The 26,325-nt window shown below is 41.5% G+C and carries 23 protein-coding genes; 17 read left to right on the top strand and 6 right to left on the bottom strand.

All coding sequences use genetic code 11. The annotated features are described in order from the left end of the window. Nucleotides 1–12 precede the first annotated feature (12 nt). Nucleotides 13–1,596 (bottom strand): alkaline phosphatase, encoded by a 1,584-nt coding sequence (locus Q4600_RS09150; RefSeq protein WP_303515525.1) that lies wholly within the window; start codon nt 1,594–1,596, stop codon nt 13–15. A 398-nt stretch (nt 1,597–1,994) separates the two neighbouring features. On the opposite strand from Q4600_RS09150, the gene Q4600_RS09145 reads away from it, so the two are divergent. The 5 genes from Q4600_RS09145 to Q4600_RS09125 all read left to right on the top strand — a co-directional run bounded on the left by Q4600_RS09145 (nt 1,995) and on the right by Q4600_RS09125 (nt 9,370). After that, complete coding sequence (locus tag Q4600_RS09145) at nt 1,995–3,251, top strand: DEAD/DEAH box helicase (protein WP_303515522.1); 1,257 nt, start codon at nt 1,995–1,997, stop codon at nt 3,249–3,251. 249 nt (nt 3,252–3,500) lie between these two features. After that, entirely contained in the window at nt 3,501–5,564 is a 2,064-nt protein-coding gene (locus Q4600_RS09140; protein ID WP_303515519.1) for a PhoX family phosphatase, read from the top strand. Nucleotides 5,565–5,705: 141 nt separating this feature from the next. After that, nucleotides 5,706–6,089, top strand: a complete 384-nt coding sequence (locus tag Q4600_RS09135; protein ID WP_102526458.1) for a VOC family protein — start codon at nt 5,706–5,708, stop codon at nt 6,087–6,089. A 252-nt stretch (nt 6,090–6,341) separates the two neighbouring features. After that, nucleotides 6,342–8,669 carry a TonB-dependent siderophore receptor gene (locus tag Q4600_RS09130; RefSeq protein WP_303515514.1) on the top strand — a complete coding sequence of 776 codons (2,328 nt, stop codon included), beginning with the start codon at nt 6,342–6,344 and terminating at the stop codon, nt 8,667–8,669. Between the two features lie 20 nt (nt 8,670–8,689). After that, entirely contained in the window at nt 8,690–9,370 is a 681-nt protein-coding gene (locus tag Q4600_RS09125; RefSeq protein ID WP_303515511.1) for a Fe2+-dependent dioxygenase, read from the top strand. Between the two features lie 103 nt (nt 9,371–9,473). Here Q4600_RS09125 and Q4600_RS09120 read toward each other — a convergent pair whose 3' ends face one another. Next, a complete protein-coding gene (locus Q4600_RS09120; RefSeq protein WP_133146610.1) occupies nt 9,474–9,971 on the bottom strand; it encodes a hypothetical protein in 498 nt (165 codons plus the stop codon). Nucleotides 9,972–10,287: 316 nt separating this feature from the next. Here Q4600_RS09120 and Q4600_RS09115 point away from each other — a divergent pair, with 316 nt between their 5' ends. The 3 genes from Q4600_RS09115 (at nt 10,288) to Q4600_RS09105 (ending at nt 12,640) form a co-directional block, all read left to right on the top strand. After that, nucleotides 10,288–11,109, top strand: coding sequence for an ion transporter (locus Q4600_RS09115; protein ID WP_303515507.1), 822 nt, complete (start codon nt 10,288–10,290; stop codon nt 11,107–11,109). Between the two features lie 395 nt (nt 11,110–11,504). Next, the gene (locus Q4600_RS09110) at nt 11,505–12,341 is read left to right on the top strand and encodes an AzlC family ABC transporter permease (protein WP_303515703.1); all 837 of its coding nucleotides are present in this window, start codon (nt 11,505–11,507) and stop codon (nt 12,339–12,341) included. After that, nucleotides 12,338–12,640, top strand: coding sequence for an AzlD domain-containing protein (locus Q4600_RS09105; RefSeq protein ID WP_102526463.1), 303 nt, complete (start codon nt 12,338–12,340; stop codon nt 12,638–12,640). Before Q4600_RS09110 ends, Q4600_RS09105 begins: the two co-directional genes overlap by 4 nt. 97 nt (nt 12,641–12,737) lie before the next feature. Here the strand turns inward: Q4600_RS09105 and Q4600_RS09100 are convergent, their stop codons facing one another. Beyond that, nucleotides 12,738–14,537: a glycoside hydrolase family 9 protein gene (locus tag Q4600_RS09100; RefSeq protein ID WP_303515504.1), complete on the bottom strand. Its 1,800-nt coding sequence runs from the start codon at nt 14,535–14,537 to the stop codon at nt 12,738–12,740. A gap of 274 nt (nt 14,538–14,811) precedes the next feature. Here Q4600_RS09100 and mpl point away from each other — a divergent pair, with 274 nt between their 5' ends. The 9 genes from mpl (at nt 14,812) to dbpA (ending at nt 23,718) form a co-directional block, all read left to right on the top strand. Continuing rightward, nucleotides 14,812–16,212, top strand: coding sequence for a UDP-N-acetylmuramate:L-alanyl-gamma-D-glutamyl-meso-diaminopimelate ligase (mpl, locus tag Q4600_RS09095; protein ID WP_303515501.1), 1,401 nt, complete (start codon nt 14,812–14,814; stop codon nt 16,210–16,212). 86 nt (nt 16,213–16,298) lie between these two features. Then, entirely contained in the window at nt 16,299–16,970 is a 672-nt protein-coding gene (locus Q4600_RS09090; protein ID WP_303515498.1) for a flavin prenyltransferase UbiX, read from the top strand. Nucleotides 16,971–17,009: 39 nt separating this feature from the next. Further along, nucleotides 17,010–17,540 carry a hypoxanthine phosphoribosyltransferase gene (gene hpt, locus Q4600_RS09085; RefSeq protein WP_102526467.1) on the top strand — a complete coding sequence of 177 codons (531 nt, stop codon included), beginning with the start codon at nt 17,010–17,012 and terminating at the stop codon, nt 17,538–17,540. 175 nt (nt 17,541–17,715) lie between these two features. Further along, entirely contained in the window at nt 17,716–18,651 is a 936-nt protein-coding gene (locus tag Q4600_RS09080) for an ABC transporter ATP-binding protein (RefSeq protein ID WP_102526468.1), read from the top strand. Then, a complete protein-coding gene (locus tag Q4600_RS09075; RefSeq protein WP_102526469.1) occupies nt 18,651–19,421 on the top strand; it encodes an ABC transporter permease in 771 nt (256 codons plus the stop codon). The genes Q4600_RS09080 and Q4600_RS09075 overlap by 1 nt, the downstream gene beginning before the upstream one ends. Before the next feature lie 235 nt (nt 19,422–19,656). Then, a complete protein-coding gene (locus tag Q4600_RS09070; protein ID WP_303515493.1) occupies nt 19,657–20,055 on the top strand; it encodes a MerC domain-containing protein in 399 nt (132 codons plus the stop codon). 240 nt (nt 20,056–20,295) lie between these two features. Then, a complete protein-coding gene (locus Q4600_RS09065; RefSeq protein WP_102526471.1) occupies nt 20,296–20,745 on the top strand; it encodes an SMI1/KNR4 family protein in 450 nt (149 codons plus the stop codon). Between the two features lie 272 nt (nt 20,746–21,017). Further along, the gene (locus Q4600_RS09060; protein ID WP_303515489.1) at nt 21,018–21,884 is read left to right on the top strand and encodes a pirin family protein; all 867 of its coding nucleotides are present in this window, start codon (nt 21,018–21,020) and stop codon (nt 21,882–21,884) included. Nucleotides 21,885–22,314: 430 nt separating this feature from the next. Next, a complete protein-coding gene (dbpA, locus tag Q4600_RS09050; protein ID WP_102526473.1) occupies nt 22,315–23,718 on the top strand; it encodes an ATP-dependent RNA helicase DbpA in 1,404 nt (467 codons plus the stop codon). Between the two features lie 117 nt (nt 23,719–23,835). Here the strand turns inward: dbpA and Q4600_RS09045 are convergent, their stop codons facing one another. The 3 genes from Q4600_RS09045 to Q4600_RS09035 form a co-directional block, all read right to left on the bottom strand. Continuing rightward, on the bottom strand, nt 23,836–24,240 hold the full coding sequence (locus tag Q4600_RS09045; RefSeq protein ID WP_303515485.1) for a hypothetical protein: 405 nt from the start codon (nt 24,238–24,240) through the stop codon (nt 23,836–23,838). Nucleotides 24,241–24,396: 156 nt separating this feature from the next. Then, complete coding sequence (locus Q4600_RS09040) at nt 24,397–25,158, bottom strand: DUF6445 family protein (RefSeq protein WP_303515483.1); 762 nt, start codon at nt 25,156–25,158, stop codon at nt 24,397–24,399. Between the two features lie 256 nt (nt 25,159–25,414). Then, a complete protein-coding gene (locus Q4600_RS09035) occupies nt 25,415–26,185 on the bottom strand; it encodes a hypothetical protein (protein WP_303515480.1) in 771 nt (256 codons plus the stop codon). Between the last annotated feature and the right edge of the window lie 140 nt (nt 26,186–26,325).

Below are 26,325 nucleotides of genomic sequence, written 5' to 3'. Positions count from 1 at the left end.
TTCATTTCCTGCTTATTCCTGAATTAAGTCGAGAGATTGTTCAATAAGATGAAATACTACGCTTTGCTCAACAACACCTTGCACAAGTTGTGCGCCAGGGCCTTGTGCATGCAAAGTAATGTCTTCACCTGAATGGGTCTCTGAACTCATTGGAATCAAGGCTTCTTGGTGAAATCCTGATGTAGTGGTATCAACGTTTGTTAAGTCCTGACGACCAGCATTTACGTCTTCGCCATAACCCGCATCGGCATTGGTTTCGTCGCCTAAATCATGGAAACCATTACCATTGGTGTAGCCGAGTGTTGTGTACGGTAAGCCATCAGATGCCACTGTTGGTTCAGTTTCGCCAATAGCGACGACTTTACCTAAAATTGGGTTGCCGCGTTTTGGGTAACCAGCAATAGTGAATACATGGCCGTGGTCAGCGGTAACCAAAATAAGGGTCTCGCTTGGGTCAGTTTTTGCGACAGCTTCTTTAACTGCATCAGATAGGGCAATAGCGTCAGTTAATGCGTTATAAGCGCTACCAGCATGATGACCATGGTCAATACGACCAGACTCAACCATTAAGAAGAAACCATTGTCATTGTTATCAAGAATATCAATCGCTTTACCTGTCATTTCAGCTATTGAAGGTTCACCTGCCACATCATTGTCGCGGTCTGCTTCATATTGCATATGAGACTCATTAAATAGTCCCATGACTTGCTTGGTATTTTCAGTGTCGATGGCATCAAATCCTGCTTGATCCATGACGTAAACACCTTCGCTGTATTTGGCTTGCCATTCTGCGGTTAAATCACGTGAATCTGTGCGATCGCCTTCAATTTCACTCACGGCATCTGCGCTGTTAAATGTGGCGTCTTTTGGTAAAAAATGACGACGACCGCCACCCATGACAACTTCGATACCATCGATATCCACACCTTGAAAACGTGCTTCGAGATTGGCTTCAAAATTCACCAGTTGTTCGGCAATGTCTTTACAGCCGCCAGTTAGTGCATCTTCTGGCATGTCTGAGATATCTTCCCAGTTACGATCAGCTGATTTTGCATAGGTTGCAGCTGGTGTTGCATGAGTAATACGCGCTGTTGAAACAACACCCGTTGATAAGCCTTTGATTTCAGCTAGTTCAAGTGCAGTAACCACTTCATTTCCAGCAACCGTTGAACAGTCACCGCGAACGATATCTTCATCAACACCTAGAACACCAGCATCACTTTTAAGGCCTGACATCATGGCTGTCATCGTGCCCGCAGAATCCGGCGTTTGAGCATCAACGTTATAGGTTTTTACTAAAGCAGTGTGAGGGAATGTTTCGAAGCTTAAGTAACCTTCTTCACCAGGTTGTCCTGCCATTTGTCCCTGAAGAATGCGCGATGCAGTTAGGGTTGAAACGCCCATCCCATCACCGACAAAAATGATCACGTTTTTGGCTTTAAATTGATTATTAGTATCCAGTTTTGTGTCGATTGCGCTTTGCGCATCAGTAAACCAAGCATTCTCAGTTTGATATGACGGTAGCACTTCAGCATTTAAGGCACTTGAAATGACTAAAGCAAGCACACCATATGATGCTTTCCAGGTCTTATTCATTATGTTGTCTATCCTATTGACGAGTGGTGGTTGAAAGCAGAGTTAGCTGCCCAATGAAAACGCACAAAGGTTAATCGGATGTTGTGAATGTTAGCTTGCAGTTATTTGATGTTTTGATGACCGAAATGTGACCACTTAAAACTGAATAAATTGTACTGATATAATCTGTTTATTAATGTTTGAATTATAAAGGATTAATTTTTTGATATGTTATAACATATTGTATTTATGGCTGTTTTTGTTCCCATTGAATTAGTGATATTTTTGAATAATATTTAAATTTTTTGCATGAAAATGACGTTTATGATGAGAATTTAGTGGCGGAAATCATCACTGCTACATCGTGAAAATGTGACTGACATGGTAAAATAACGGTCAATATTTTTGGAGATAGATTAATGCCTTTTGCCGAACTTGAGCTTCAGACTCAACTTTTACAACGTTTAACCGAGTTGAAATACCTACAGCCTTCTTCAATACAGCAACAAGCAATACCTGTCATTCTTGCTGGTAAAGATGTATTAGCTGGCGCGCAAACTGGCACAGGTAAAACGGCGGCGTTTGCATTACCTATCTTGCAGCAATTACTTAATCAGATTGAACCAGCGACTCCACACTCAGCAGCTCCGCAATCTGGTTCAACTCAAGCACTAATATTGGTTCCAACCCGAGAACTGTCGCAGCAAGTAAGCCAAAGTGTCGAAAGCTACGCTAAGTTAACGCCTGTTAAGACAGTGTCTGTTTATGGCGGCGTTGCTATTAAAGCGCAAATCGAAGCGATAAAACGTGGCGCTGATATTATTGTTGCAACGCCTGGGCGCCTGCTGGATTTAGTTCGTCAGCAGGTTTTGTCTTTATCTGACATTAACTATCTAGTGCTTGATGAAGCTGACCGCATGTTAGACATGGGCTTTAGAGATGAAATCATCGACATCTTGAAACGCTTACCGAAAACTCGCCAAACATGTCTTTTTTCAGCCACATTGGATGATCGCATTTTTAAATTTAGTAAGCGATTACTGCAATCACCCCATGTGATTGAAGCGAGTGAGCGCAATACAACGGCAGCCAAAATTGTGGAGCGAGTCTATAACGTCGATGCTAGTAATAAGCTGCCTTTGTTATGCCACCTTATTAAAAAAGAAGATTGGCAACAGGCATTAGTGTTCAGCCGTACTAAACAAGGTGCGGATAAGCTTGCAAAACAAATGGTGCAAGCGGGCGTTAATGCGGCGGCATTTCATGCTGACTTATCGCAAGCGGTGCGTGAAACCGTGCTTGAGCAATTTAAATCGGGTGAAGTTAAAGCGTTGGTGGCTACCGATGTCGCGGCCAGAGGCTTAGATATTAATGAATTGCATTATGTGGTTAATGTTGAGCTGCCATTTCAAAATGAAGACTATATTCATCGTATTGGCCGCACGGGCAGGGCAGGCAAAGAAGGCCAAGCGATTACCTTATTAAGTGTTGATGATGAGCCACAATTAATAAAGCTTGAAGCCTTTTTAGACAGGCGATTACCACAGCAATGGTATAGCGGTTTTGAGCCTGATTTAAGCCAAGTCGCGCCTGTGACGCGTAAAACTAAAAAAGGCTCACTGAAGCAGCAAGCGCGCCAAAAAGCACTGGCAAAATCTGCCAAAAAACAACGCTAAAAAGGTATTTTCAACGCAACTTAGTTTCATTATCTCGGCAATAAGCTCATTTATTGCCGTTATTTTTATAAAAAAAAATCATTGCTTTAAGTGTATCTTGTAGGATTCAGTTGTTGTTCATCTGTTTCCTGTTGTCATTTTTGTCACATTTATTTGTCATCTCCATCACATCGGCTTGTCATATTTAATTCTTATCTTTATCGAAAAATTACAACAATGTTTGGCAACTTTTGATCCCAAGGATAATTTATGAGCAAGGCTACATTTGATCCAACTCGTTTTAATAAAAGCAACAATACACCGTTTAACGAAGTATTAGATAAACACCTTTCAAGACGTAACTTTGTAAAAAGTGGTCTTGGATTAAGTGCTATGACGGCTTTCAGTGGTTTCGGTATCGCAGGTTGTAGTTCTAGTTCTGATAATGACTCAAACCCTGTCGATGGCACACCTTCAACGCCAGATACACCGAATGTGAGTCAGGCTACTCTAGGCTTTGAATCTATTGCTGGTTCTAAAACTGATGCGGTAACTGTTGCTGCTGGTTACTCGGCCTATGTACTTGCGCCTTGGGGGGAGCCGTTAAACGATAAAGCTAATGCGTTTAAAGAGGACGGTTCTAATACTGCTGAAGATCAGGCTAATTCTATGGGCATGCATCATGATGGAATGCATTTTTTCCCATTAACTGAAGCGGGTGATGACGGCTTATTATGTGTGAACCACGAATATATTGACCAAGCAGCTTTGCATCCAATGGGACCAACGGTTGATGCTGATGGTAACCGCACTGTACTTGATGAAATCCGCAAAGAAATCAATGCCCATGGTATTTCTGTTGTTCGTATCAAACTTAACAATGGTATGTGGGAAACGGTTAAAAATGACGATTATAACCGTCGCTTTACGGGCGCAACAGTCATGGATATCGCCGGTCCTTTAGCCTATAGCTCCTATCTTGAAACGCGTTACTCTCCAGATGGTAGCCAAGCGCGTGGCACACTGAACAATTGTGGTAATGGTTACACGCCTTGGGGCACTTACTTAACATGTGAAGAAAACTGGCCTGGTTACTTTGTTAACCGAGGTGAGTTAACGCAAGAGCAAGAGCGTATCGGTCTATCAACATCTGGCACTCGTTATGGCTGGGATCACCTAGCTGGTAACGATGATGAACGCTTAGATGAATTTGCTCGTTTTGATGTCACGCCCTCAGGTACAAGTGCGGCTAATGATTACCGTAACGAAGCCAATGGCCATGGTTACATTGTTGAAATTGACCCTTACAACCCCAATTCACGTGCTGTAAAACGTACAGCACTGGGTCGTTTCCGCCATGAAGGTTGTACCTTTGGTAAGCTTGAAGAAGGTAAGCCAGTAGTATTTTATTCAGGTCATGATTCTCGCTTTGAATACCTTTATAAATACGAGTCTACCGCGCTGTGGACAGAAGCTGATGCTAACTCAGCTAATCGCATCATTACTGGTGATAAGTACATGAATGACGGCACATTATATGTTGCCAAGTTCAGTGAAGATGGCGTGGGAGAATGGTTAGCACTAACCCTAGACAGTGTGACTACCGATGGAAACACGCTAGCAGACAGCTTTGATTCAGTAGCTTCAATCATTCTCAATACAGCAGGTGCAGCTGATTTAGTGGGCGCAACGCCAATGGATCGCCCTGAATGGGCAAGTGTTGATCCATTCACTGGGACTGTTTACTTAACCCTAACCAATAACACTAAGCGTGTTGATAGCACTAACCCTGCTAACCCACGTTTAAATAACAGCTTTGGTCATATTATCCGTTGGGATGAAGGCAGCAATGCTACTGAATTTACATGGGATATCTTTGTATTTGGTTCACCTGCTGATGGCGATGAAGAGACTAACCGCTCAGGCCTAACTGATATGAATCAGTTTGCGAGTCCTGACGGTTTAGCATTTGATAAGCGCGGTATTTTATGGGTGCAAACCGATAATGGCGCTGATGAAGTTGAAGAATACACTAACGATCAAATGCTAGCGATCGTGCCTTCACCGATGACAGACGACAATGGTCAACAACAGGTCGTCAGTGCAGATAACCAAGCGGAATTAAAGCGCTTCTTTGTTGGTCCAAATGGTTGTGAAGTAACAGGTTTTGCGATTACGCCTGATTACACCACAGTGTTTGCAAACATTCAGCATCCACGTAACTGGCCTTATAGCGCTGTTGCAACTGAAGAAACGCCAGATGGCACCACAGTGCGTCCGCGCGCGGCCACTGTGATTATTCGTAAAGACGATGGCGCTGAAGTGGGCGTTTAGTCATTAGTTGGGTTAAAACTGTTTGAATCTCATTCAGCTGTGAGTTCTCAGCAGTGACTCCTCAATAGTGAGGTCTACAGCAAACCCTGATAGAGTGATCTATCAGGGTTTGTTTTTATCAAGTATTTAAACAGGAGCGATATGTTTAACGGAATTCATCATGTGGCGATTATTTGCAATGACTATGTTAAGTCCAAGCATTTTTACACTGAGATTTTAGGTTTCAACGTCATTGCCGAAAATTACCGTGAAGAAAGAGACTCCTATAAGCTCGATTTAACCTTACCTGATGGCAGTCAAATAGAGTTGTTTTCACTCCCTAATGCACCGCAAAGACCTAGCTATCCTGAAGCGCAAGGCTTACGCCATTTGGCGTTTAAGGTTAATGATATTGATGCGGTAGTTAAGTATTTAGTCAGTCACAGTATTGATGTTGAGCCTGTTAGAGTGGACGAGTACACAGGTAAAAAGTTTACATTTTTTAGTGACCCTGATGATTTGCCGTTAGAGATTTACCAAGTGTAATTCGTATTTTTAATCCTCCCTCCCTTATTGTTAAACCCAGTCATTACTATGAAATAAAAGCCTAGTATTTATAATTATTTAGGCTCTTTATATCCCTGTTTATTATTTTGAATCTTCACTTAATGGTTCACTAATTTAAAATGAGCTTAATTATTAATGTAAATCTAAATGATAACGATTTACATTGGTGTTAATTCTTTGTTAGGATGCGCCTAATTTTTAGGAAGTTGTTAACAAAGGACAGTTCATAAGATGAAACCTGTACAGAGTAAAAACTTATCATTAGGCGCACAAGCCGTTGCTGCCGCACTAGTGTTTGGTAGCCCAGTCGCATCAGCTGAAGAAGTGAATCAGCAAAGCTGTAACCCAGAAGTCAGTGGTGTTGAGTGTGATAAAAATCAATCAGCTGAGGCGATTGAACGGATTAAGGTTCATGGCGTTAAGAGCTCGATTTATCTTTCTGAATCATCTGGTGATTTACGCCGAGTGGCAGATTTAGTTGATACTCCGCAGGTGATTACCGTACTGACACAAGATCAGATCCAAGAGTCAGGTAAGACCGATTTAAAAGATATTTTATCTGCCCAGGCTGGTATTACATTAGGCACGGGTGAAAACGGTAATGCCTTTGGCGATCGTTATATTATTCGTGGTCATGAAGCGCGCAGTGATGTGTTTGTTGATGGCCTGCGTGACCCAGGTATGACGACACGTGAAAGTTTTGCCACAGAAGTTGTTGAAATCACCAAGGGCCCTAGCTCAACATTTGCTGGTCGTGGTTCTTCTGGTGGTGCGATTAACAGCGTCACTAAAAAAGCGTCAACATCGTATAACTTAGGCCGCGTTGATTTAGGTTTAGGCACTGATGAACACCGCCGCTTAACTGTGGATTATAACCACGCTATTTCAGATACAGTTGGCGTGAGATTTAATGGCTTATTGTCTGATGAAGATAAGCCTGGGCGTGAGGGCATTAGCCGCGAGCGTAATGGTGTGCAATTATCGGCAGTTTTTGAACCAAGCAATGACTTATCTTTTACCGCTGATGGTTACTATTTAGATGCCAAAGATGTGGCTGACTTAGGCAGCTATTTTGATCAAACAACACGTGAACCTATTTCAGATATTCCTGTTTATGCCCAAGAATCCGACTTTTTAGATTCAGAGGTAATGACATTTACTCTACGTACTGAATATGACATCAATGATAACCTGACATTTTATAACGCGACTCGAGTTGGTAAAACCGAAAATGGTTATATCACCACGGGTGTGCGCGGTACAACAAGAAGTGAAACTGACCTTGAAGCACCAGGTGCAGATACGTTGACGTTAAGTACGCACCAGGGCAATCAAGAAGTTGACTACATTAGCACTCAGTTCAATCTGTTTTGGAATACTCAAATCTTGGGTATGGAAAACAAATTTGTATTTGGACTTGAGTATACCGATCAGCAAGTTGATAACGGCATTTACGACATCGCATACGCCAATGAAACTAACTGTATAACGGCAGGCCGCCGTGGTGATGCTGGCGCATACTGTATTCTTGATGGCGACGGCAATACTGTAGATAACATCGATAAGTTAATGGGGCGTACATATAGTAAAGGCACTAACGATGCTGAGTACCAAATCGAAACCGTTTCTGCCTACTTTATGGATACTGTTGCGCTAACTGAGGATGTAGAACTCTTCTTTGGTGTAAGACAGGATAGTTTTGATTATCAAAACGATACATCAAGTACACGTAATGGCGACATACTCTATGAGTACGATGACACTATGTATAACGGTCATATCGGCTTAGTGTACAGCATTACAGATGAAGGTAATATTTACGCCAATTACAGCACGGCAACCAATATTAATGGTGGCGAGTCTGATTTAGGCGCAAGTTGTGGCTATGGTGGCGTGTGTGGTGATGTTGAACAAGCCCGTGCAGCAGACCCTGAATTAGTAGAAAACATTGAACTAGGCACTAAGTGGATGCTATTTGAAGACAAAGTTATGTTTTCAGCATCGGTATTCCAAATCACTAAAAGTGATGTAATGGAAAGTGTAGGTGATAGTTACTCGACGCTAGGAACATTAAATACCGGTAAAAACCGCGTGCAAGGTGTTGAATTCGGTATGGTTGGTAACATCACTGAAGCATTTAGTGTTCAGTTCTCTGCCGCAATTATGGACTCAGAAGTGCTGGAGTCATTTACCGAAGAAAACGTGGGCCTTGCATTAAGTAACTTTGCTGATGAAAGTGCCTATTTACAATTACGTTATCAAATTAATGATGCATTCGTGATTGGTGCAGGTTACACCTACCAAAGCGAAATGTACGGCGGACAACCCGATACAGCAGCAGGTTATGATGCCGAAAATGGCCGTTACAGTATCGTAGTGCCTGACTATCAAGTGGTTGACTTATTTGCTAATTACAATGCAACGGAGGCGCTGACTTTCCGTTTAAATGTGGGTAACGTACTTGATGAAGAGTACTTTACAGCGGCATACCGTTCTGGCTCATTTATGTATTTAGGTGATGCAAGAAATGCTAAACTATCAGCTACTTATGAATTTTAATAACAGAGTTTAATGTCGTTATGATTGTGATTGAGCAAATACTGTCGAAACAAGAAGTGGCTTTATATCGAAAGCAACTGCAAACAGTAAATTGGGATGATGGCCGCAATACAGCCATGGGCATGGCGGCTGATGTGAAAAGCAACCGCCAAGCACTGGCTAGCGATCCTGATGTGCAACAGCTAGCTAATCAGTTACTCACTAAAATTGGCGCTACGCCAAAAGTGGTTTCTGCTGCACTGCCACATCAGATTTTCCCGCCTTGCTTTAATCGTTACTCTGAATCAGAAGAGTACGGTTTTCATGTTGATGCTGCTGTGATGCGAGTACCTAATACTCAGGTGGTGCTTCGTAGTGATGTGTCGATGACGGTATTTTTGTCTGAGCCGGAAGAGTATGACGGTGGCGAGCTCATTATTGCCACTGAATTTGGCGAGCAATCTATTAAGCTACCTGCCGGATATGCTGTGGTGTATCCATCAAGTAGTTTGCATAAAGTGACTGCCGTGACCCGCGGCGAACGTGTAGCTGCGATCACTTGGATGCAAAGTATGGTGGCAGATTCAGGCTTAAGGCAAAACTTATATCAGCTCGATCAGTCTATCCAAGTATTAATTGCAGCAGGTAATACCGATCGCACCGAACTAGATAAGTTGCATCACGTTTATCACAACTTGATACGGCAATTTGCCCAGTTATGATTATCAACTGCTAATAAAAGCCCCTAAGTTTATAACTCTGGGGCTTTTTAGTATGGGGGGAAGGACGTAATTACAAAATTCTTGTTACATATAGATTAGTTGGTCATATTTCTTCTGTGCATTTACGCCATTCTTTACTATAACCGGGCTCCGCAGTTAAAAATTCTACATCTCTAACTATATTACCCCTGTTGGATACTTTCACTTCGCAGCCAGCAAATGCCATTCCATAGTGTATTTCGTACTTTTCATCAAGCAAAGGAGTAAAGCTGAAGTGGGTATGACAATTCCAACTAGGTTCTGTTGTACCGAATTGAAAATACAGCTTATTTCCAGCAGGAATCAATAAAATATCAGGTGTTTTATCTTTATGCTCGGTAATGACATGGCCGATTACATTTTCTGAATTATAGTTTTTCTTATAGCACCCATCAAAAATTTCTAGCTGAGTCACTTTCCCATGTAGAAATAGCCCAGAAAGTCCTGCGCTCACTTTTAACTCTGCCGAATTGGTATTTGTACTAGGTTCATATTCAGGTATTTTAGTCGACTTACAACCTTGTAAAGCGAATATAAACAATAACGATATAATAATTTTCAAGTTGAACTCCATTTCATTAATAACATTTTGTGTGCTGTGCATATATTGAGCTTACTAATATTAACAAGATCATATACTTGATATATTGTTAATGCAAAGTTATAACGGGCTGATTTAAATTAGAATACTGGTAATTTTAGTTGTTATACACAAATAGGAGCTATTGGTTTTTTTGGAATTAGTGTGTTCTATAGGGATTACAGGTGGATAAAACTTAACCGTAAAAACCGTGATTTTTAAGCCTATTTTAAGTTTGGTTAAGTAGGCTCTGCGATCCTCAAAAGTTGAGGGGTTATCTGGGAGAAAAAACGTCATCATGCAAGCTACGGGTGTGCTATCTGTTTTAAAAAAAGTTGATCAAAGTAAAACCTTTCAGGGCTTTGTTATTTTTGTCATTATCGTGTCGGCTTTGTCGATTGGTGCGCATACCTATCATTTACCGCCTTGGCTTGATCAAAGCTTATGGGTACTTGATATTGCCATAACGGCCTTCTTTTTATTTGAGCTGATTATCCGTTTTATGGCCAGTGATGGCATCAAATCCTTCTTTTCGAAAGGCTGGAATATCTTCGATACCATCATTGTTATTGGTAGTTTAGTGCCGTTAGGCGGCTCAACGATATTACTGGCGCGCTTACTGCGTATATTCAGAGTTTTGCGGTTGGTCTCTATGGTACCAGAGCTGCGAATGCTGATTAATGCGCTACTAAAAGCCATTCCGCGCATGGGTTATATAGCGCTATTAATGTTCGTGATTTTCTATATTTACGGCGCTGTTGGCAGCATGTTCTTTGCTCATGTAAATGACTTTTTATGGGGGGATGTCTCCATTGCGATGCTGACCTTGTTTCGTATTTCTACGTTTGAGTCTTGGACATCCATCATGTACGAAACCATGGAAGTGTACCCATTAAGCTGGATTTACTATCTAACCTTTATCTTTTTAACCACTTTTGTTTTCCTGAACATGATGGTTGGCGCCGTATTAGATGTGATGGGTGAAGAAACTAAAATCATGCGTGATGAGCAAGCGGATGAAAATGACACGCCAAATGAGCAAACCGCAACGGCTGAAGATATAAAATTGCTTAATGATAAGATAGATAAGCTGACTGAGATGCTGGCCAAGAAAGCTTAATGCAGCGGGATTTAGCTCGCTTAATTGAGCTAGCCAATCGACTTGTTAAATGAATAATTAAATAAAAAGGCTTCCATTTGGAAGTCTTTTTTATGGCTGAATATTGTATAACAGGATAATAGTCGCTAATTCTTTACTGCTATTAGCTTAACGGTCAACGCAGATTATTCTATTTTTCACGCTTTACTTCTCCTCAAACTGTTTATTCAGGTATGCTAATTTTCAATGGTTTTCGACGTTTGTTAGCGACCTTACTTTATTGTCCCGTATATGTGTCGCAGTCAAAATATGAAAAGTGTTTTTAACAAGGAAGTACCGAAACTATGCCTGATACTGATACTGATACTGATACTGATACTGATGTTGATGTTGATGATACTAATGCCGCGAATGATATGCTCGATAATCGGGAGGCTAAACAAAAACGCCAATCCTTTATCAAGGGGCTATTGGCGGTGTTGCCTTTAACCATTGCAGTGATCCCATGGGGGATTTTAGCGGGTTCTTTAGCATTAGAAATCGGCTTAACAGCAACTCAAAGCCAAGCAATGTCGGCGATTATTTTTGCCGGTAGTGCGCAGTTAGTTGCACTTGGAATGATTAAAGCGGGTGTGGGCTTAGGCAGTATTTTAATTACCACTCTATTAATTACTTCACGGCATTTACTCTATGCCATGGCATTACGCACTCAGATTAGCCCATTACCGCTAAAATGGCGTTTGGGACTTGGCTTTCTACTTACCGATGAGCTATTCGCGATTTCAAATCATAGTCAGGCCCCTGCGCGATCAAAACCCGACAGCCTAAATCCCCCAAAAGAGAAACAAGAGGGCTTAAAAACCGAAAAGCAATCGCCTGAAAGCCAACGACACAAGTTTGACCGTTGGTACGCACTAGGTGGTGGTTTGACGTTTTATATTGGTTGGAATATTGCCACCTTACTGGGCATTATTGCTGGTCAATCCATTGATAACTTAGGTGAACTAGGGTTAGATTTTGCAATAGCGGCAACGTTCATTGCTTTAGTGGTTCCTACCGTTAAAAAGCCTTCGATTCTGATTTGTGTCTTGGTGTCATTAACCTTGGCTGTGATATGTGCAGTATTTGAGATTCAAGCAGGGTTATTAATTGCTTCACTATCTGGGATGGGGGCAGGCTTTGCTTATGCCAAACTGACTAATGAACATAAAGATGAAAAAGCTAATGTTAACTCAACTGGAGAGCAGTCATGACTTGGTTGATTATTTTATCTATGGCTGCGGTGGTCTTTATTAGCCGCTATTTACTGTTAGAGCCTAAATTGCCTCTAAAACTCAGCGATAAAACGCTGACCTTTTTGAGTTATTCGGCGCCAGCAGTATTAACCGCCATTTTAGCGCCGATTGTATTTGTGCCCGAAGGCCAGTTGAACTTAACGTTTGATAATACCTATTTAGTTTGTGGTGTGGTGGCCACGTTACTTGCGTATTTCACTGGTAATACTTTATTGACCACCGTACTCAGTATTGGATTATTCTTTATCCTTTTCTAGCACTTTTCTAGCACTTTTCACACTTAGCAAACGAAGCTAACGGGCACGTTAACAATATGGATCTTAGCTTCAGTTGTTTAAGTTGCTTAAGTTCATTTTACTGAGAAAGCGCCGCTAGCATGTATACCAGTGGCGCATTCCAGTTAATCGCCACCTCATTACTGGCATAGCTGCAACCATGGTCAATATATGACTTAGCAGGATGTTTCGACGGGTAAATTCCGCCTTGTTTTTTACAGTCGCCAGCATCTTGTTGACCCGGTTGAGGCCCGCCAGCTAAGAATCCTGGGATTGGCGCTTTAATGCCATCAGCCATAGAGGCTCGGTGATGAACATTCATTGGTGACATTAGCCCTACACCTGTCACGAAAGACATTCCTAAAGGGTTACGGCCAAAAATGTAATCGACAATGGCCTCTGCATGTTTGTTATATAAACTGTCTTGTTGTTCTGTGGTGGATAATAACTGACTAACGCGATGCAAAGTCACTGCTTTATTAAGCATGTTGGAGTTACTGCCCCAGACAAAATCTTGCTCACTAATCGCAAGGCCGTAAGCTGAATCTTCGCCCACCTTTGTCCAGTTATCGGTCAACTTCAATAATTGTGACTGGGCTTGCTGCTTTAATTTTTGGGGTGACTTGTTAGTCGTTGCTATGGTGATTAAGGCTAAGGTTTCGACTTTATCCCATTCAGGAATTCGTAGTTGTTTGGGTAACTCAATTGTATTGAGGTATTCATCTTCGCCAGTGGCTGCAAATAACTCAGCAGCAGCCCATAACCATTCATCCTTTAGGTTGTCTCCTGCTGTCGCGTAAGCACCTGTGTGAATATCATCGGGTTGTTGATAATGAATGTCGGGATTTTTAATCGCCCATTGCCATGCATATTTGGCCGCGCGAAGTAATTGCTGGCTGTAGCTAGTGTTATCAAAGGAGGTTACTGGCAAGTTTGCATCATACTGAGCCAATATTTGGCTCGCTTTAGCCATAGTCGCTGCAAAACCTAAAGTGGCAGCGGTAGATTTAGCGATGATATAACGGGGCTGGTCCATCATGTGCGGCATTTCATCTTCGCCAGTAAAGCGTTTGGTGGTGAGCTTGTGGTACAAACCACCATCAGCGGGATCTTGCATCGTGAGCATCCAATCCATATTCCACAGGATTTCATCAAGGGTGTCGGGCAAGTTATTACTTGATTCTGGAATATTAAGTGAGAGGTTCGATAGGACGTCAGTTTGTTCAGCAAGTGCACTGAGTAAGGTATAAACCGTGATATTAGAATTAACGATATACTTGTTGTAATCGCCAGCATCGTACCAGCCTTTTGGCGATGAAATCACTGTGCCTTCGGGCCTAGTTTTTGACGCTGCAGATTTATGAATATACACAATGGTATCTGGGTGCGCCGCAGGGCGGGCATATATACCTGCATACTCTTGTTGGATTACAGCGCCACTGCGATTATAAAAGTAAGCACGCATGGCTGTTTTTAATGGCTGATTATAGCGAGATTCAGAGATTGAAAAAGGGTGGGAGGTTGCAAGAGAGTCAACTTTTAGCTGGTATTCCCCCGCTTGAGTAAAATCATCAAATTGAGCGAGTTTTACGGTTTCTGCTGAGGGTGCCCACGCTTTAGCGGCGCTGAGCTTACCTTGATAAACTGTTTTACCTGACGTTTGTTCAATGAGGCTAAAATTCTCAGACGCTGTATTACTGACCACGGCAGTTTTTGCTGCATTCACTCCAAAACCAAGTTGATTAAAACGAATATCCTGTTCATCGGCAACACTACTGTGACTGACCAGTACAGTGATACTCATACATGCCAACAGGCTTGCTGAGCGTTTAAAAGGTGATATCCACTGCTTGGTCTTATTGCTGATGAGGTTATTCATATTAAGTCCTTGTTGAAAATCGGCTAAGCCATTATTACGGCTTTTTTATCAATAAAGAAACATGACCAGCTAGAATTGATTATGCAGGATAACTAACAATCTTGATGTTCAGGTATTAAGGACAATACCGTAGGGCGTTGTTGGCAACGATTACATAGTTCTAACTAAGTTGTGCGTTAGTGATGGCTAAACATTAAAGCTTGTTATTGTGAGCTGACAATCTCAGTCGCAATGCTTTAGAATAAGCCATTCTTTTTTCAGACAGAGCAATTGCATGCACGTACATATTCTTGGGATCTGTGGCACTTTTATGGGCGGCCTCGCATTATTAGCCCGTGCGATGGGACACAAAGTGACTGGTAGTGATGCCAATGTTTACCCACCAATGAGCACTCAGCTAGAAGAGCAAGGCATTGAGCTTATTCAAGGTTTTGATCCTGTGCAGTTAGGTAAAGAGGGTGAAAATCAACCTGACTTGGTTGTGATTGGCAATGCTATGAGCCGTGGTAATCCTTGTGTTGAGGCCGTGCTTAATCGTGGTCTTAAATACACTTCTGGACCGCAATTCTTATCTGAGTATATTTTGCCTGAACGTTGGGTATTAGCGGTATCTGGCACCCATGGTAAAACATCAACCTCAAGTATGTTGGCGTGGGTACTGGAGTATTGTGGTTACGAGCCTGGCTTTTTGATTGGCGGCGTGCCGCAAAACTTTGGTGTATCAGCAAGATTAGGTAACTCGCCTTTTTTCGTGGTTGAAGCCGATGAATATGACAGTGCCTTTTTCGATAAACGTTCTAAGTTTGTCCATTACCGTCCGCGCACGTTAGTGATTAATAATCTCGAATTTGATCATGTCGATATCTTCAGCGATCTCGCCGCGATACAACGTCAATTTAATCATGTTATTCGCACTGTTCCTGGCGAGGGCAAAGTGATTTGGCCTGCTGAGGTCGATGCGGTTAAAGAAGTCATTGAACTTGGTTGCTGGAGCGAGCAAGAGCAGTTTTATGCCTCGCCAACCAAAGGCCTGCAAGTGGCTCAAAGTTGGTATGCCAATACGATCGCTGCAGATGGACATGAATTTGAAGTGATGTTTGATGGTGAGTCTCAAGGCATTTTAAACTGGGGCCTTATCGGTCAGCATAATATCGAAAATGCAGTGATGGCTATAGCTGCGGCTCGTCATGTGGGCGTAGCCCCTCATCATGCCATTGAAGCATTAACCAAATTTTCCCCGCCTAAGCGCCGTTTAGAGTTACTTGATACGGTTAATGGCATTGCTGTTTATGATGATTTTGCCCATCACCCAACGGCTATTGAAACAACACTACAAGGTTTACGTGCCAAAGTGGGGGCAGGCGAAAAGGCTTCAGGTAAATTGATTGTGGTACTTGAGCCGCGCTCAAATACCATGAAAAGCGGCGTTCACAAAGATACTCTTGCTGAATCTATGTCATTGGCGGATTGTGCCTTTTTGTACCAAGCTGACAATATCGGTTGGGATATTGAAACCAATATGGCTAATGCCAGTATTCCTGTGACAGTATCGACAGATATTAATGACATAATTGCTTTAGTGACGGCAACAGCTTGTGAAGGTGATACGATCGTTATCATGAGTAATGGCGGTTTTAATGGTATTCATCAGAAACTGATTGCTGCTTTAAAATAATTGTCATCGATTGAAGCTTTTATTGCCTTTATTTCAGTGATGAAACGTATACAGGGCTAACGACAACGTTAGCCGTTAGAGAGTTTATGAGTAATACAACACAGTACAAAAAAACAGATAAAGCGATCAGCCTTGCATGGACTGGCGCTTCTGGCGCGCCTTATGGGTTAAAGCTGCTACACAGTTTACTAATGGCCGAATATCAAGTGTTTTTGATGATATCAAGCGCCGCGCGCGTGGTACTTGCCACTGAAGAGGGTTTGCAGCTCAGTGCCAATGCTGAAAAAGCCCGCGAACAATTGCTGAGCCATTTTAATATGACTGGTTCAGAAGTTGGTGAGCTGGTGGTATTGGGCAAAGATGAGTGGTTTTCGCCGCCCGCATCAGGCAGCGCTGCGCCAAAGCAAATGGTGATTTGTCCCTGCTCAACAGGCACTTTAGCAGCCGTTGCAACAGGAATGAGCAATAATTTGTTAGAAAGAGCCGCAGATGTGGTAATAAAAGAGCGGGGTCAATTAATCTTAGTACCAAGAGAAACCCCCTTTAGCGCCATACACTTAGAACATATGTTAAGCCTGACACGTAACGGCGCGACCATCATGCCTGCAGCGCCAGGCTTTTATCACCATCCCCAATCGATAGAAGATCTGGTAAACTTCATAGTTTCCCGAATTCTAGATCATTTGGGCATTGAACATGGGCTGACAAATCGCTGGGGTTATGCTGCACAAAAGTCTCGCGACGACACCGCAATTTAACTTAAGTTAAGCCCGAAAATCACGACAACCGAGAGTAATATGAAACACACAACCGAAGTGATGATTTCTGCAGAAGAAATCAACGAAAAACTGGATATATTAGCTGAAAGGATTAATGCCCATTACGCAGACAGCGAGCGTTTGTTAATGGTCGGCTTATTGAAAGGGTCTGTGGTTTTTATGGCTGACCTATGTCGCCGTATTAAGGGCCATGTTGAAATCGACTTTATGTCAGTTTCAAGCTATGGCAATGCAATGACAAGCACACGCGATGTGAAGATCTTAAAAGATGTATCATCTGAGATCATCGATCGTGACGTATTGATCGTTGAAGATTTAATTGATTCAGGCAATACCTTAAATAAAGTACGTGAAATGCTATTACTGCGTGAGCCAAAAAGCTTAGCGCTGTGTACTTTACTGGATAAGCCTGAGCGCCGTGAAGTAGACGTACCTGTCGACTTTATCGGTTTTACCATTCCTGACGAATTTATCGTAGGTTATGGTATCGACTACGCTGAGCAGTATCGTAACTTGCCTTACATCGCGAAAGTTGTGCCATTAGATTAATGTCACCTTTTGAATGTAAACTCCCGCTATAGGCGGGAGTTTTGTTTTGGGCGTCATAAAGTTTTGCGTCTTTTACGTATACGCTGCGTCATTTACAATACCTTGTTTACAATAGGCTATTGATAGCAAGTCATGTAAACGTGTAATTCGCAATTTATGGATCAGAGGAATGACAATGAGCAACAACACCAATGCTTTGGTGATCGAAAACCTGCAAAAAACTTATAAAGGCGGCGTTCACGCTGTTAAAGGAGTTAGCTTAACCGTTGAACAAGGTGATTTTTTTGCTTTGTTAGGGCCCAATGGTGCCGGTAAGTCGACGACCATCGGGGTGATTAGTTCATTAGTGCAAAAGTCTTCTGGTAGCGTGAAGGTGTTTGAATATGACATCGATAACAACCTAGAACGAGCCAAAATGTGCATCGGTTTAGTGCCGCAAGAGTTTAATTTCAACCAGTTTGAAACCGTGCTGCAAATTGTAGTTAACCAAGCGGGTTACTATGGGGTGACTAGAAACCTTGCCCTAGAGCGCGCCAAAAAATATCTGAGCCAATTAGATTTGTGGGAAAAACGCGACAGCCAAGCTAGAGCATTATCTGGCGGCATGAAACGCCGTTTAATGATTGCTCGTGCACTGATGCATGAACCAAAGCTATTAATTTTAGATGAGCCTACAGCAGGGGTAGATATCGAACTTCGCCGCTCAATGTGGCAATTTTTAAAAGATATTAATAACCAAGGTGTGACCATTATTCTCACCACCCATTACCTTGAAGAAGCGGAAATGCTGTGCCGTAATATCGGTATTATTGATAAAGGCTTGTTGGTGGAATGCACCAGCATGAAAACGTTACTCAGTAAGCTTGATGTAGAAACTTTTATTCTTGATTTACGCCAAGATATTAAAGCTGCCCCTGTGTTGGAAAACATGAATAGCCGCTTGGTCGATGGTCACACATTAGAAGTGGATGTGGCCAAAGCACAAAACTTAAATGAGTTATTTGCTCAGCTAAGTAAACAAGATATTGAAGTATTATCAATGCGTAACAAAGCTAACCGTCTTGAAGAGTTGTTTGTTGAGTTAGTTGAAAAAGCCAAGGAGGCAAAATAATGAATCAACTTTATTGGGTTGCCTTTAAAAGTATTCTGACTAAAGAAATTAATCGTTTTACCCGTATCTGGGTGCAAACTCTAGTTCCGCCAGCCATTACCATGACCTTGTATTTTTTGATCTTCGGTAATTTAATTGGTAATCGAATCGGTGAAATGGGCGGCGTGTCTTATATGGAGTTTATTGCCCCGGGTCTTATTATGATGTCGGTGATCACTAACTCCTATTCAAATGTAGCCTCATCATTTTTCAGTGCAAAAATGCATGGCAGCATTGAAGAGTTGATGGTCGCGCCTGTACCACACTATGTGATGATTGCTGGTTACGTCGGTGGCGGTGTTGCCCGTGGATTGGCTGTTGGCTTGATTGTCACGCTGGTGGCGATGTTTTTTGTGAACTTATCACTACACCATGTTGGCTTAGTGATTATGACGGTGTTTTTAACCTCAGTGCTGTTTGCATTAGGCGGGTTAATTAATGCGGTATTTGCTAAAAGCTTTGATGACATTAGCATTATTCCGACCTTCATTTTAACGCCGTTAACTTATTTAGGTGGGGTGTTTTACTCGTTATCGTTACTGCCTGATTTTTGGCAAGGTGTATCGGCGCTAAATCCTGTGGTGTATATGATTAATGTATTCCGTTACGGCTTTTTAGGCTTTGCTGATATCAGCGTACCGTTATCGATTGCAATCATGGTCGGCTTTTGTGCCTCATTATGGTTTGTCGCTTACTACTTAATTTCCCGTGGTATCGGGCTTCGTAGTTAAACGATCAAAATAATGTTTAATCGATTTTTTAAGGGCGCTTCGGCGCTCTTTTTTATGCCTAATCAATGGATAGTTTCAACTCGATTAAATCGTGAAATCAATTAACGAGCTTACTGAGTAAATTAAGTCTTGTTGCTGTTTCTTATTCGGTTAAATTAGTGTTAAATACCACTCCAATTTAGCTTTTGCTAAATCAATAATTGGCGCTTACGACTAAGAGATAAAAGGATTTCACATGACAAATAATATGCAATCGCTACTGGATAAGCTGGCTATCGGGTTATCAAGTCTTTGCGCCTTACATTGTATTGCAACCCCAATATTGCTTGCCTTGTTACCTTCGTTATCAGCATTGCCATTAAACGATCATTTATATCATGAGGTGATGGTGTGGTTGGTACTGCCTACCAGTACGATAGCGGTGTTAATGGGCTGTCAACGCCACCGTGATGCTAAAGTATTGATGTTTGCTATTGTTGGCCTGCTGACTTTGGTTGCATCATCGGTTTATGGACATGACATTGTTGGTGAAGTTGGTGAGAAACTACTGACGTTAGCTGGCGCATTTATTGTTGATTACGCGCATTGGCGTAATGTTAAACTATGCCGTAAACAAGTGTGTTGTAAAAAATAGTACCCTAAGCAAGAGTGCCTTAAACAAGAGTGCTGTAATAAAGAGTGCTGTAATAAAGAGTGCTCTGAATAATCAGCATTTTTAGCTCATGCTATGATTTAATGGCATGAGCTTGGTTCAATATTCCTCTAACACTCAAATCGCTTTTCCCATAACCCTTCAGTATTAAGCGCTTTAATCATCAGAGCCAGTGTATAATCCTTTCTCGTTTACGCCTTAAATTATATTGGAATCTCTAAAATGAATAGCATTGATCTCTTTGTCAAAAACTGGGGCAGTAAACATGCCATGGTACCGATTAAAAGTGATGATATCGACGCACTAGAATCAAGACTAAATGCTGTTTTACCTGACTCATATAAGTATTTAATTGCCACTTATGGTTTAGTGCATACACCCAATGTGTTAACTAAGATTTGTGATTTAGGTGTTGATATATCTGAAGTTCAGGACTTTTTAAGTCTTGATGATGTGAGTTTATTATCAAACTTATATGAAATGAGCGGTATGCCGAAAGGCCATATTCTGTTTGCTTCTGACTGTAAGGGCAACATGTTTTGTTTTAAGCAAACTGACTGTGCCGCGAGTCAAAAAGATGCACCTGTGTGGTTTTATAACCAGGCTTTGGGGACGGTTGAGAAAGTCTCAAACGCTTTTATTGAATGGTTAGAAGAGTTTAATAAGCTGTAAGACTTCCGTGATGAATATTCTTATGTGAAGAATATTTTCCGTGAAGATTAATTTCATGTGGTGAGATTAAAATCGACACTGTTATATCGTTACTCGCTATAAGCAACAAAACCGCCACGCCTTTGATTTTAATTATTTTTTTACTGAAATAGCTATTTTTATATAATCTAATACAAGTATAAAATCGAAAGATAACTACGCTTTAATGCAATATTCATTCGACTATATGCTTGATAAAGTGATCTCATTAAAGGTTAACTGAGCGCTTTATCATGAAAGTATTAAGCAAATTTACCGCTCGTCCAGCGATGGATGGCGATGGAGTGAACATTAAACGGGTAGCGGATTTTATGAATACCCGTTTTGATCCTTATTTAATGATTGATGAGATCAAATCAAACGATCAGCAAGATTTTATTGGTGGCTTTCCACCGCACCCACATCGAGGTATTGAAACCTTTACGTATATCCGTAAAGGCGGTTTTGAACATCGAGACCAACTCGGTAATGTCAAAGCTATTCGTGCAGGTGATGTGCAGTGGATGAGCACAGGAAGAGGCGTAGTGCATTCTGAAATGCCCCTTGCTGATGCTAACGAAGGCCTTCATGGGTTTCAGATTTGGCTTAACATGCCAGCCAAAGATAAAATGCGCCCTGCGATTTATCAAGACACAACAGGCACGCCTAATCCAGTCGTAAGCAATGATAGCGGCGCTAACCTTAAAGCTCTGGCAGGCGACTGGCAGTTTGCCGATAGCCCTCAAATCATAGCGGCCAGCATTCAAGGTTTGGCGGGTAATGGTGCGATTGCGGATTTAATGCTAAATGAAAGTGGCCAAGCACAACTTGATTTGTCGACTCATCAAAGTGTTAGTGTTTTCATTTATCAAGGCGAGCTTGAGTACGTCGATACCAGTGGAATGCAGGTAAAAGCGACAGAAGGCCAGCTATTAGTTATTGAGCCAGAACTCAATACCCTTATCAAAGCTGGGAATCAAGACACTGGCATTTTATTACTAGCAGGCTGCCCTATTAATGAGAAAATCGTACATATGGGACCATTTGTCATGAATAGCCAAGCAGAGATAAATCAGGCCATTGATGATTATCAGCAAGGACGTTTTGGGGAAATTGTATAGGGCCTGTTGATCTTTTAAGGTTGTTTTTGCAGCGAGTTGTTGGCCATTCATACAAGGCAGAGACTTTGTAGTGTAGTTATTCTACATAAAAAGTCGATAACGCAGTAAAAATGACCAACAAACGCTGCCCAAAGGGTTCGACTAAAAGCGTTTAACTCTTTGTTGGATGCATCTTTGCCAATAAAAGGGGCTTAGATGACTAGGCATCAACTCATCCGCCTCGATTAAAACGCTTTTATTTCGAACAAAAATTAACCAATAAAGAACAACAGGCCCTAGGGTGATCTCAATCCGTTTTATGTGAATAAATGTCAGCGACTAACGGATAAAATTGCTACAATAGACATTCAAACATTTGGCCAAGGTATTTTATCCTTGGCCGAGTTGTTTCTATTATCCCATTTTGCTTTGATATCAGAGGATATTCACCTTGAGTCAGTCTACTGAACAGGCCGCTAATACGGCTTTCGCATCACTTAATCTTAAACCAGGTTTGTTTGATAATCTTAAAACCATGGGATACGAGTCTATGACTCAAATCCAAGCTGAAAGCTTACCAGCTATTCTTGCGGGTGATGACGTGATTGGCCAAGGAAAAACCGGCTCAGGTAAAACGGCTGCATTTGGTTTAGGTCTATTAAACAAACTTGATGTGAAACGTTTTCGCATTCAAACCATGGTGCTGTGTCCAACACGCGAATTAGCCGATCAAGTGGCTAAAGATATTCGTACTTTAGCCCGTGGTATTCATAACATTAAGGTGCTGACCTTATGTGGCGGCGTTCCAATGGGGCCGCAAATCGGTTCGCTTGAACATGGCGCGCACATTATTGTCGGCACACCTGGACGTATCGTTGATCATCTTGATCGTAATCGTTTAGATCTGAGTAACGTCAATATGTTGGTGTTAGATGAAGCCGATCGCATGTTAGAAATGGGCTTCCAAGATCATATTGATCAAATCATTGCTGAAACCCCTCATGAGCGTCAGACATTATTGTTCAGTGCGACTTTCCCTGAGCAAATTCAACAAGTTGTTGAACAGATTATGTATAAGCCTTTGATGGTTAAAGTTGAGGCGACTCACGACAACCATACAATTGAGCAGCATTTTTACCATACAGAAGACAATCAGGCTCGCTTAGAGGCATTGCAATTATTGCTCCTTGAAAAGCAACCTGAAAGCGCAGTGGTTTTTTGTAACACCAAACGTGAAACCCAAAAAGTGGCTGACACTTTAGCTGAGCAAGGTTTTAGTGTATTGGCTTTACATGGCGACTTAGAACAGCGCGATCGCGATCAAATGTTACTGCGTTTTGCTAACAAGAGTGCCCGCGTATTAGTGGCTACCGATGTGGCTTCTCGTGGTTTAGATATCGAAGATTTAGAAGCGGTATTTAACTATCACATTGCTTACGATACAGAAGTGCATATTCACCGTATTGGTCGTACAGGTCGTGCAGGTAGTAAAGGCGCTGCGTACACTTTCTTTAGTCATGCAGATGGCCACAGAATGGTTGAAATTGAAGAGCTGATTGGCAAAGAAATTGATGGTGAAACCTTACCGTCAATGAATGTGCTTAACAAGCAGCCGCAAGAAGCAGAAATGATCACCATCCAAATTGATGCGGGTAAAAAGCACAAAATCCGTCCTGGTGACATTGTGGGTGGCTTAACCGGTGAAAACGGTATTGATGGTGCTGATATTGGTAAAATTAAGGTCACTGATATTCGTTCGTTTGTAGCCGTTAAGCGTGACGCTTCTAAAAAAGCGTTGAACAAAATTACCAAAGGCCGCCTTAAAGGTAAGACTTACCGAGCCTGGTTTTTATAAGCCTAGCTTGTAAGAAAATAGTTTTAGTAAGCCAGTTTTTATAAATAGGCTTTAAAACAAAGCGAATTCAGTGGTTACTGAATTCGCTTTTTTGTGTTTATTAGATAGCTGAGCTGATTAAACTGCGTAAAGGCTTAGGCCGATTTTTAATGACGTAATTAAAAACACGTATATGCATAGCATGATGGATGTTTTACGTTTATAGGGCAGTAATTCAGGAATGATTACATTTTTTGAGTCTCGCTTTGCTTTATCTTGACTGCGGATATTGGGCTTTATAATGGATGAGTGCCAAATAAGAAACCAACGTATTTTGAGTTGGTAATCCACGTCGTTTAGGGTAAACCTACCATTGTGAAAAGGACTTAATAGTAAGTATTTATCTGTAATAACCTCAGTCTCTGACTGAGTATTATCAGGCAGCGTTAATAAACGAAAGCGACATAGAAGGCGGTCGTAGTTTGCTTTAATTCGAGTATTTTCAAGTTGATGGGAGTGTTCTTCAAAGCGCTTAAATTTCATTAGGGTGGCATCCATATCATCCAGAAATATTTAACGCATATCTTAGTCTTGCCAGTAATGTGAATCTAGCGTTTATGAATGAAGCTTAATCACCTGTTTTTCAAAAAACACAACAATGACTTTATTAACAGTAACCACAATGTTGATTTTGACAATTTAGGCGATACTAAAGAAAGAGTTAATTGATGTGCGATTATGCTCAGAACGCTTATCAAACTCTACTTCATCAGTAATATTGGCGCTGTGAAGAATATTACCTGAATAGATAACGATGCGATTTGGCTTAGCGTCAATACTGAATACTTTTTCGAATAAGTCATCTGAATCTGTGATGTAGCCTTTTCGGCTTGCTGCAACTTGCTTAACCTCATCAACCATCTTAAAAATAATGTCTTTATCGTCGTGGGATAAGTGCAGTTTGTCAGCGCCTTTATAACGATAAAAGCTGGTGCCGCCCAATTGGACATCATTGAGATAATGCACTGCTGCCATATCGTGTTCAGCAAGGGAGTCAAAGTGTGGCATGGTTTGACTCGCATTGAGCTGTAATGGACTTAAAGTGACTTTAGATAACCAACACTTTGCAATTTGATGTTGCTTGAAGTATTCACCTTTAGGCTGCTTTGCCAGTAAGGTAATTAACGATGATAAAGATTGATAATAGGGGCGTGGCATTTCATCTCGCATGCCAGGAAACAAGGTTCCATCGGCGCCGACATTATTGAAATAAGCTTTTGTTTTGCTGTAATCGACAAGAGACGCAAAGTCAGTAATGAAATCATCAATGACCCAGATGAGATGTTCAGAGTTAGGCAACTGCATTACTTGGATGTGCAAGTTGGGGTTGATTGAACTTGTTGAGTGGGCTGCTGTTTTTTGGGTATCATTACTTGCTGAATTAATTGAAGATATCTTCATGGTGAACAGTATTCCTTTACATTGATTTTTCGCTAATTCAAAAGTCGCTACCTACACAGGAGCACCTTGGCTAACAGCATCCTGGGTTAACAGCATCGTGTGTAACTTACGAGCTGATGTTAGGCGTAGATCAATATAAAGTGATATTTAAACTAATGACTTACGAGCTTAAGCACGCTGATGATATTGGTTTTATCACGCTGGCAGTATTAGTCTTTAGTCGGAATGGTGTTATCTATCCATCGCGTTGAGGTCATTACTGATTTTCAACCGTTGAATCATCAACTTCTGACAACATATGGATCAGGGTTTCACCTTCTTCGTTTCCTATCAGATAGGTCCATGTACTGGCATTTTTACTTAATGAAGTCTCTTGCAGTCGCTGGCTTACTAACATCCAACCATTGGGTTCTAGCTCTTCACCGCGAACCTCACAAGTGGTGGTTTTACAATTGACTGAGGTGATATTGACCATGTCAGCATATTCACTCAAAGCAAAAGAATCTTTTAATGCTTGCTCACGCTCCGTGGCCCATTCTTGATTGATGTCAGCTTGGTGATGGCGCTTAAATAGTGCGACCATGTCTCCTTGTTGTGAAGCTATCGCATTGGCAAAATTTTCAGGAACCCACTGGTTTGCTTGATCAGTGCTGATGCTGTCTGGCTCAGGATGAAATGGCGAGTCATGGGTTTGCTCTGTGACTTGATCTATCTCGCTGTAAGCCAGTTCAACTTGCTGTTCGAGTAATCCCATTGATGAGTTCATAGCGTCGATTAAACTGTTTTTTTCAGCAAGCTGTTGTTTAAGTTGCAGCACTTCTTGTTTCAGTTCGCTGACGAGATGACTGGATTCTATGGCTAACTCTGATGGCAGGGAGGTAACACCTTCACTTGTGGGTGTTTTACTCAGTTGATTACTTTGAGACTCTTCTGCTTGATTAAGCTGACCTTTTCCCATTTGTAAACCAACAAACAGGCTGGCAATAGCCAGTAATAATATTAGAATCAATACACCTAAATACTTCATAACTCTTCCATGAAAAATTGTCTTTATCCCGTGTAATTATCATGAACGATGAGAGTGGATCTGGCAACTTTCAAGTGTTTATCGTTAATGAGTAAGCAAGGTGTAGATTTTATGCTGGTGTTTTTGAATAACAAAAAAGG

The organism is Shewanella sp. 2_MG-2023 (assembly GCF_030548905.1).
GTDB classification, from domain to species: Bacteria; Pseudomonadota; Gammaproteobacteria; order Enterobacterales; family Shewanellaceae; genus Shewanella; species Shewanella electrodiphila.
This window is presented reverse-complemented; position numbering and strand designations above follow the sequence as displayed.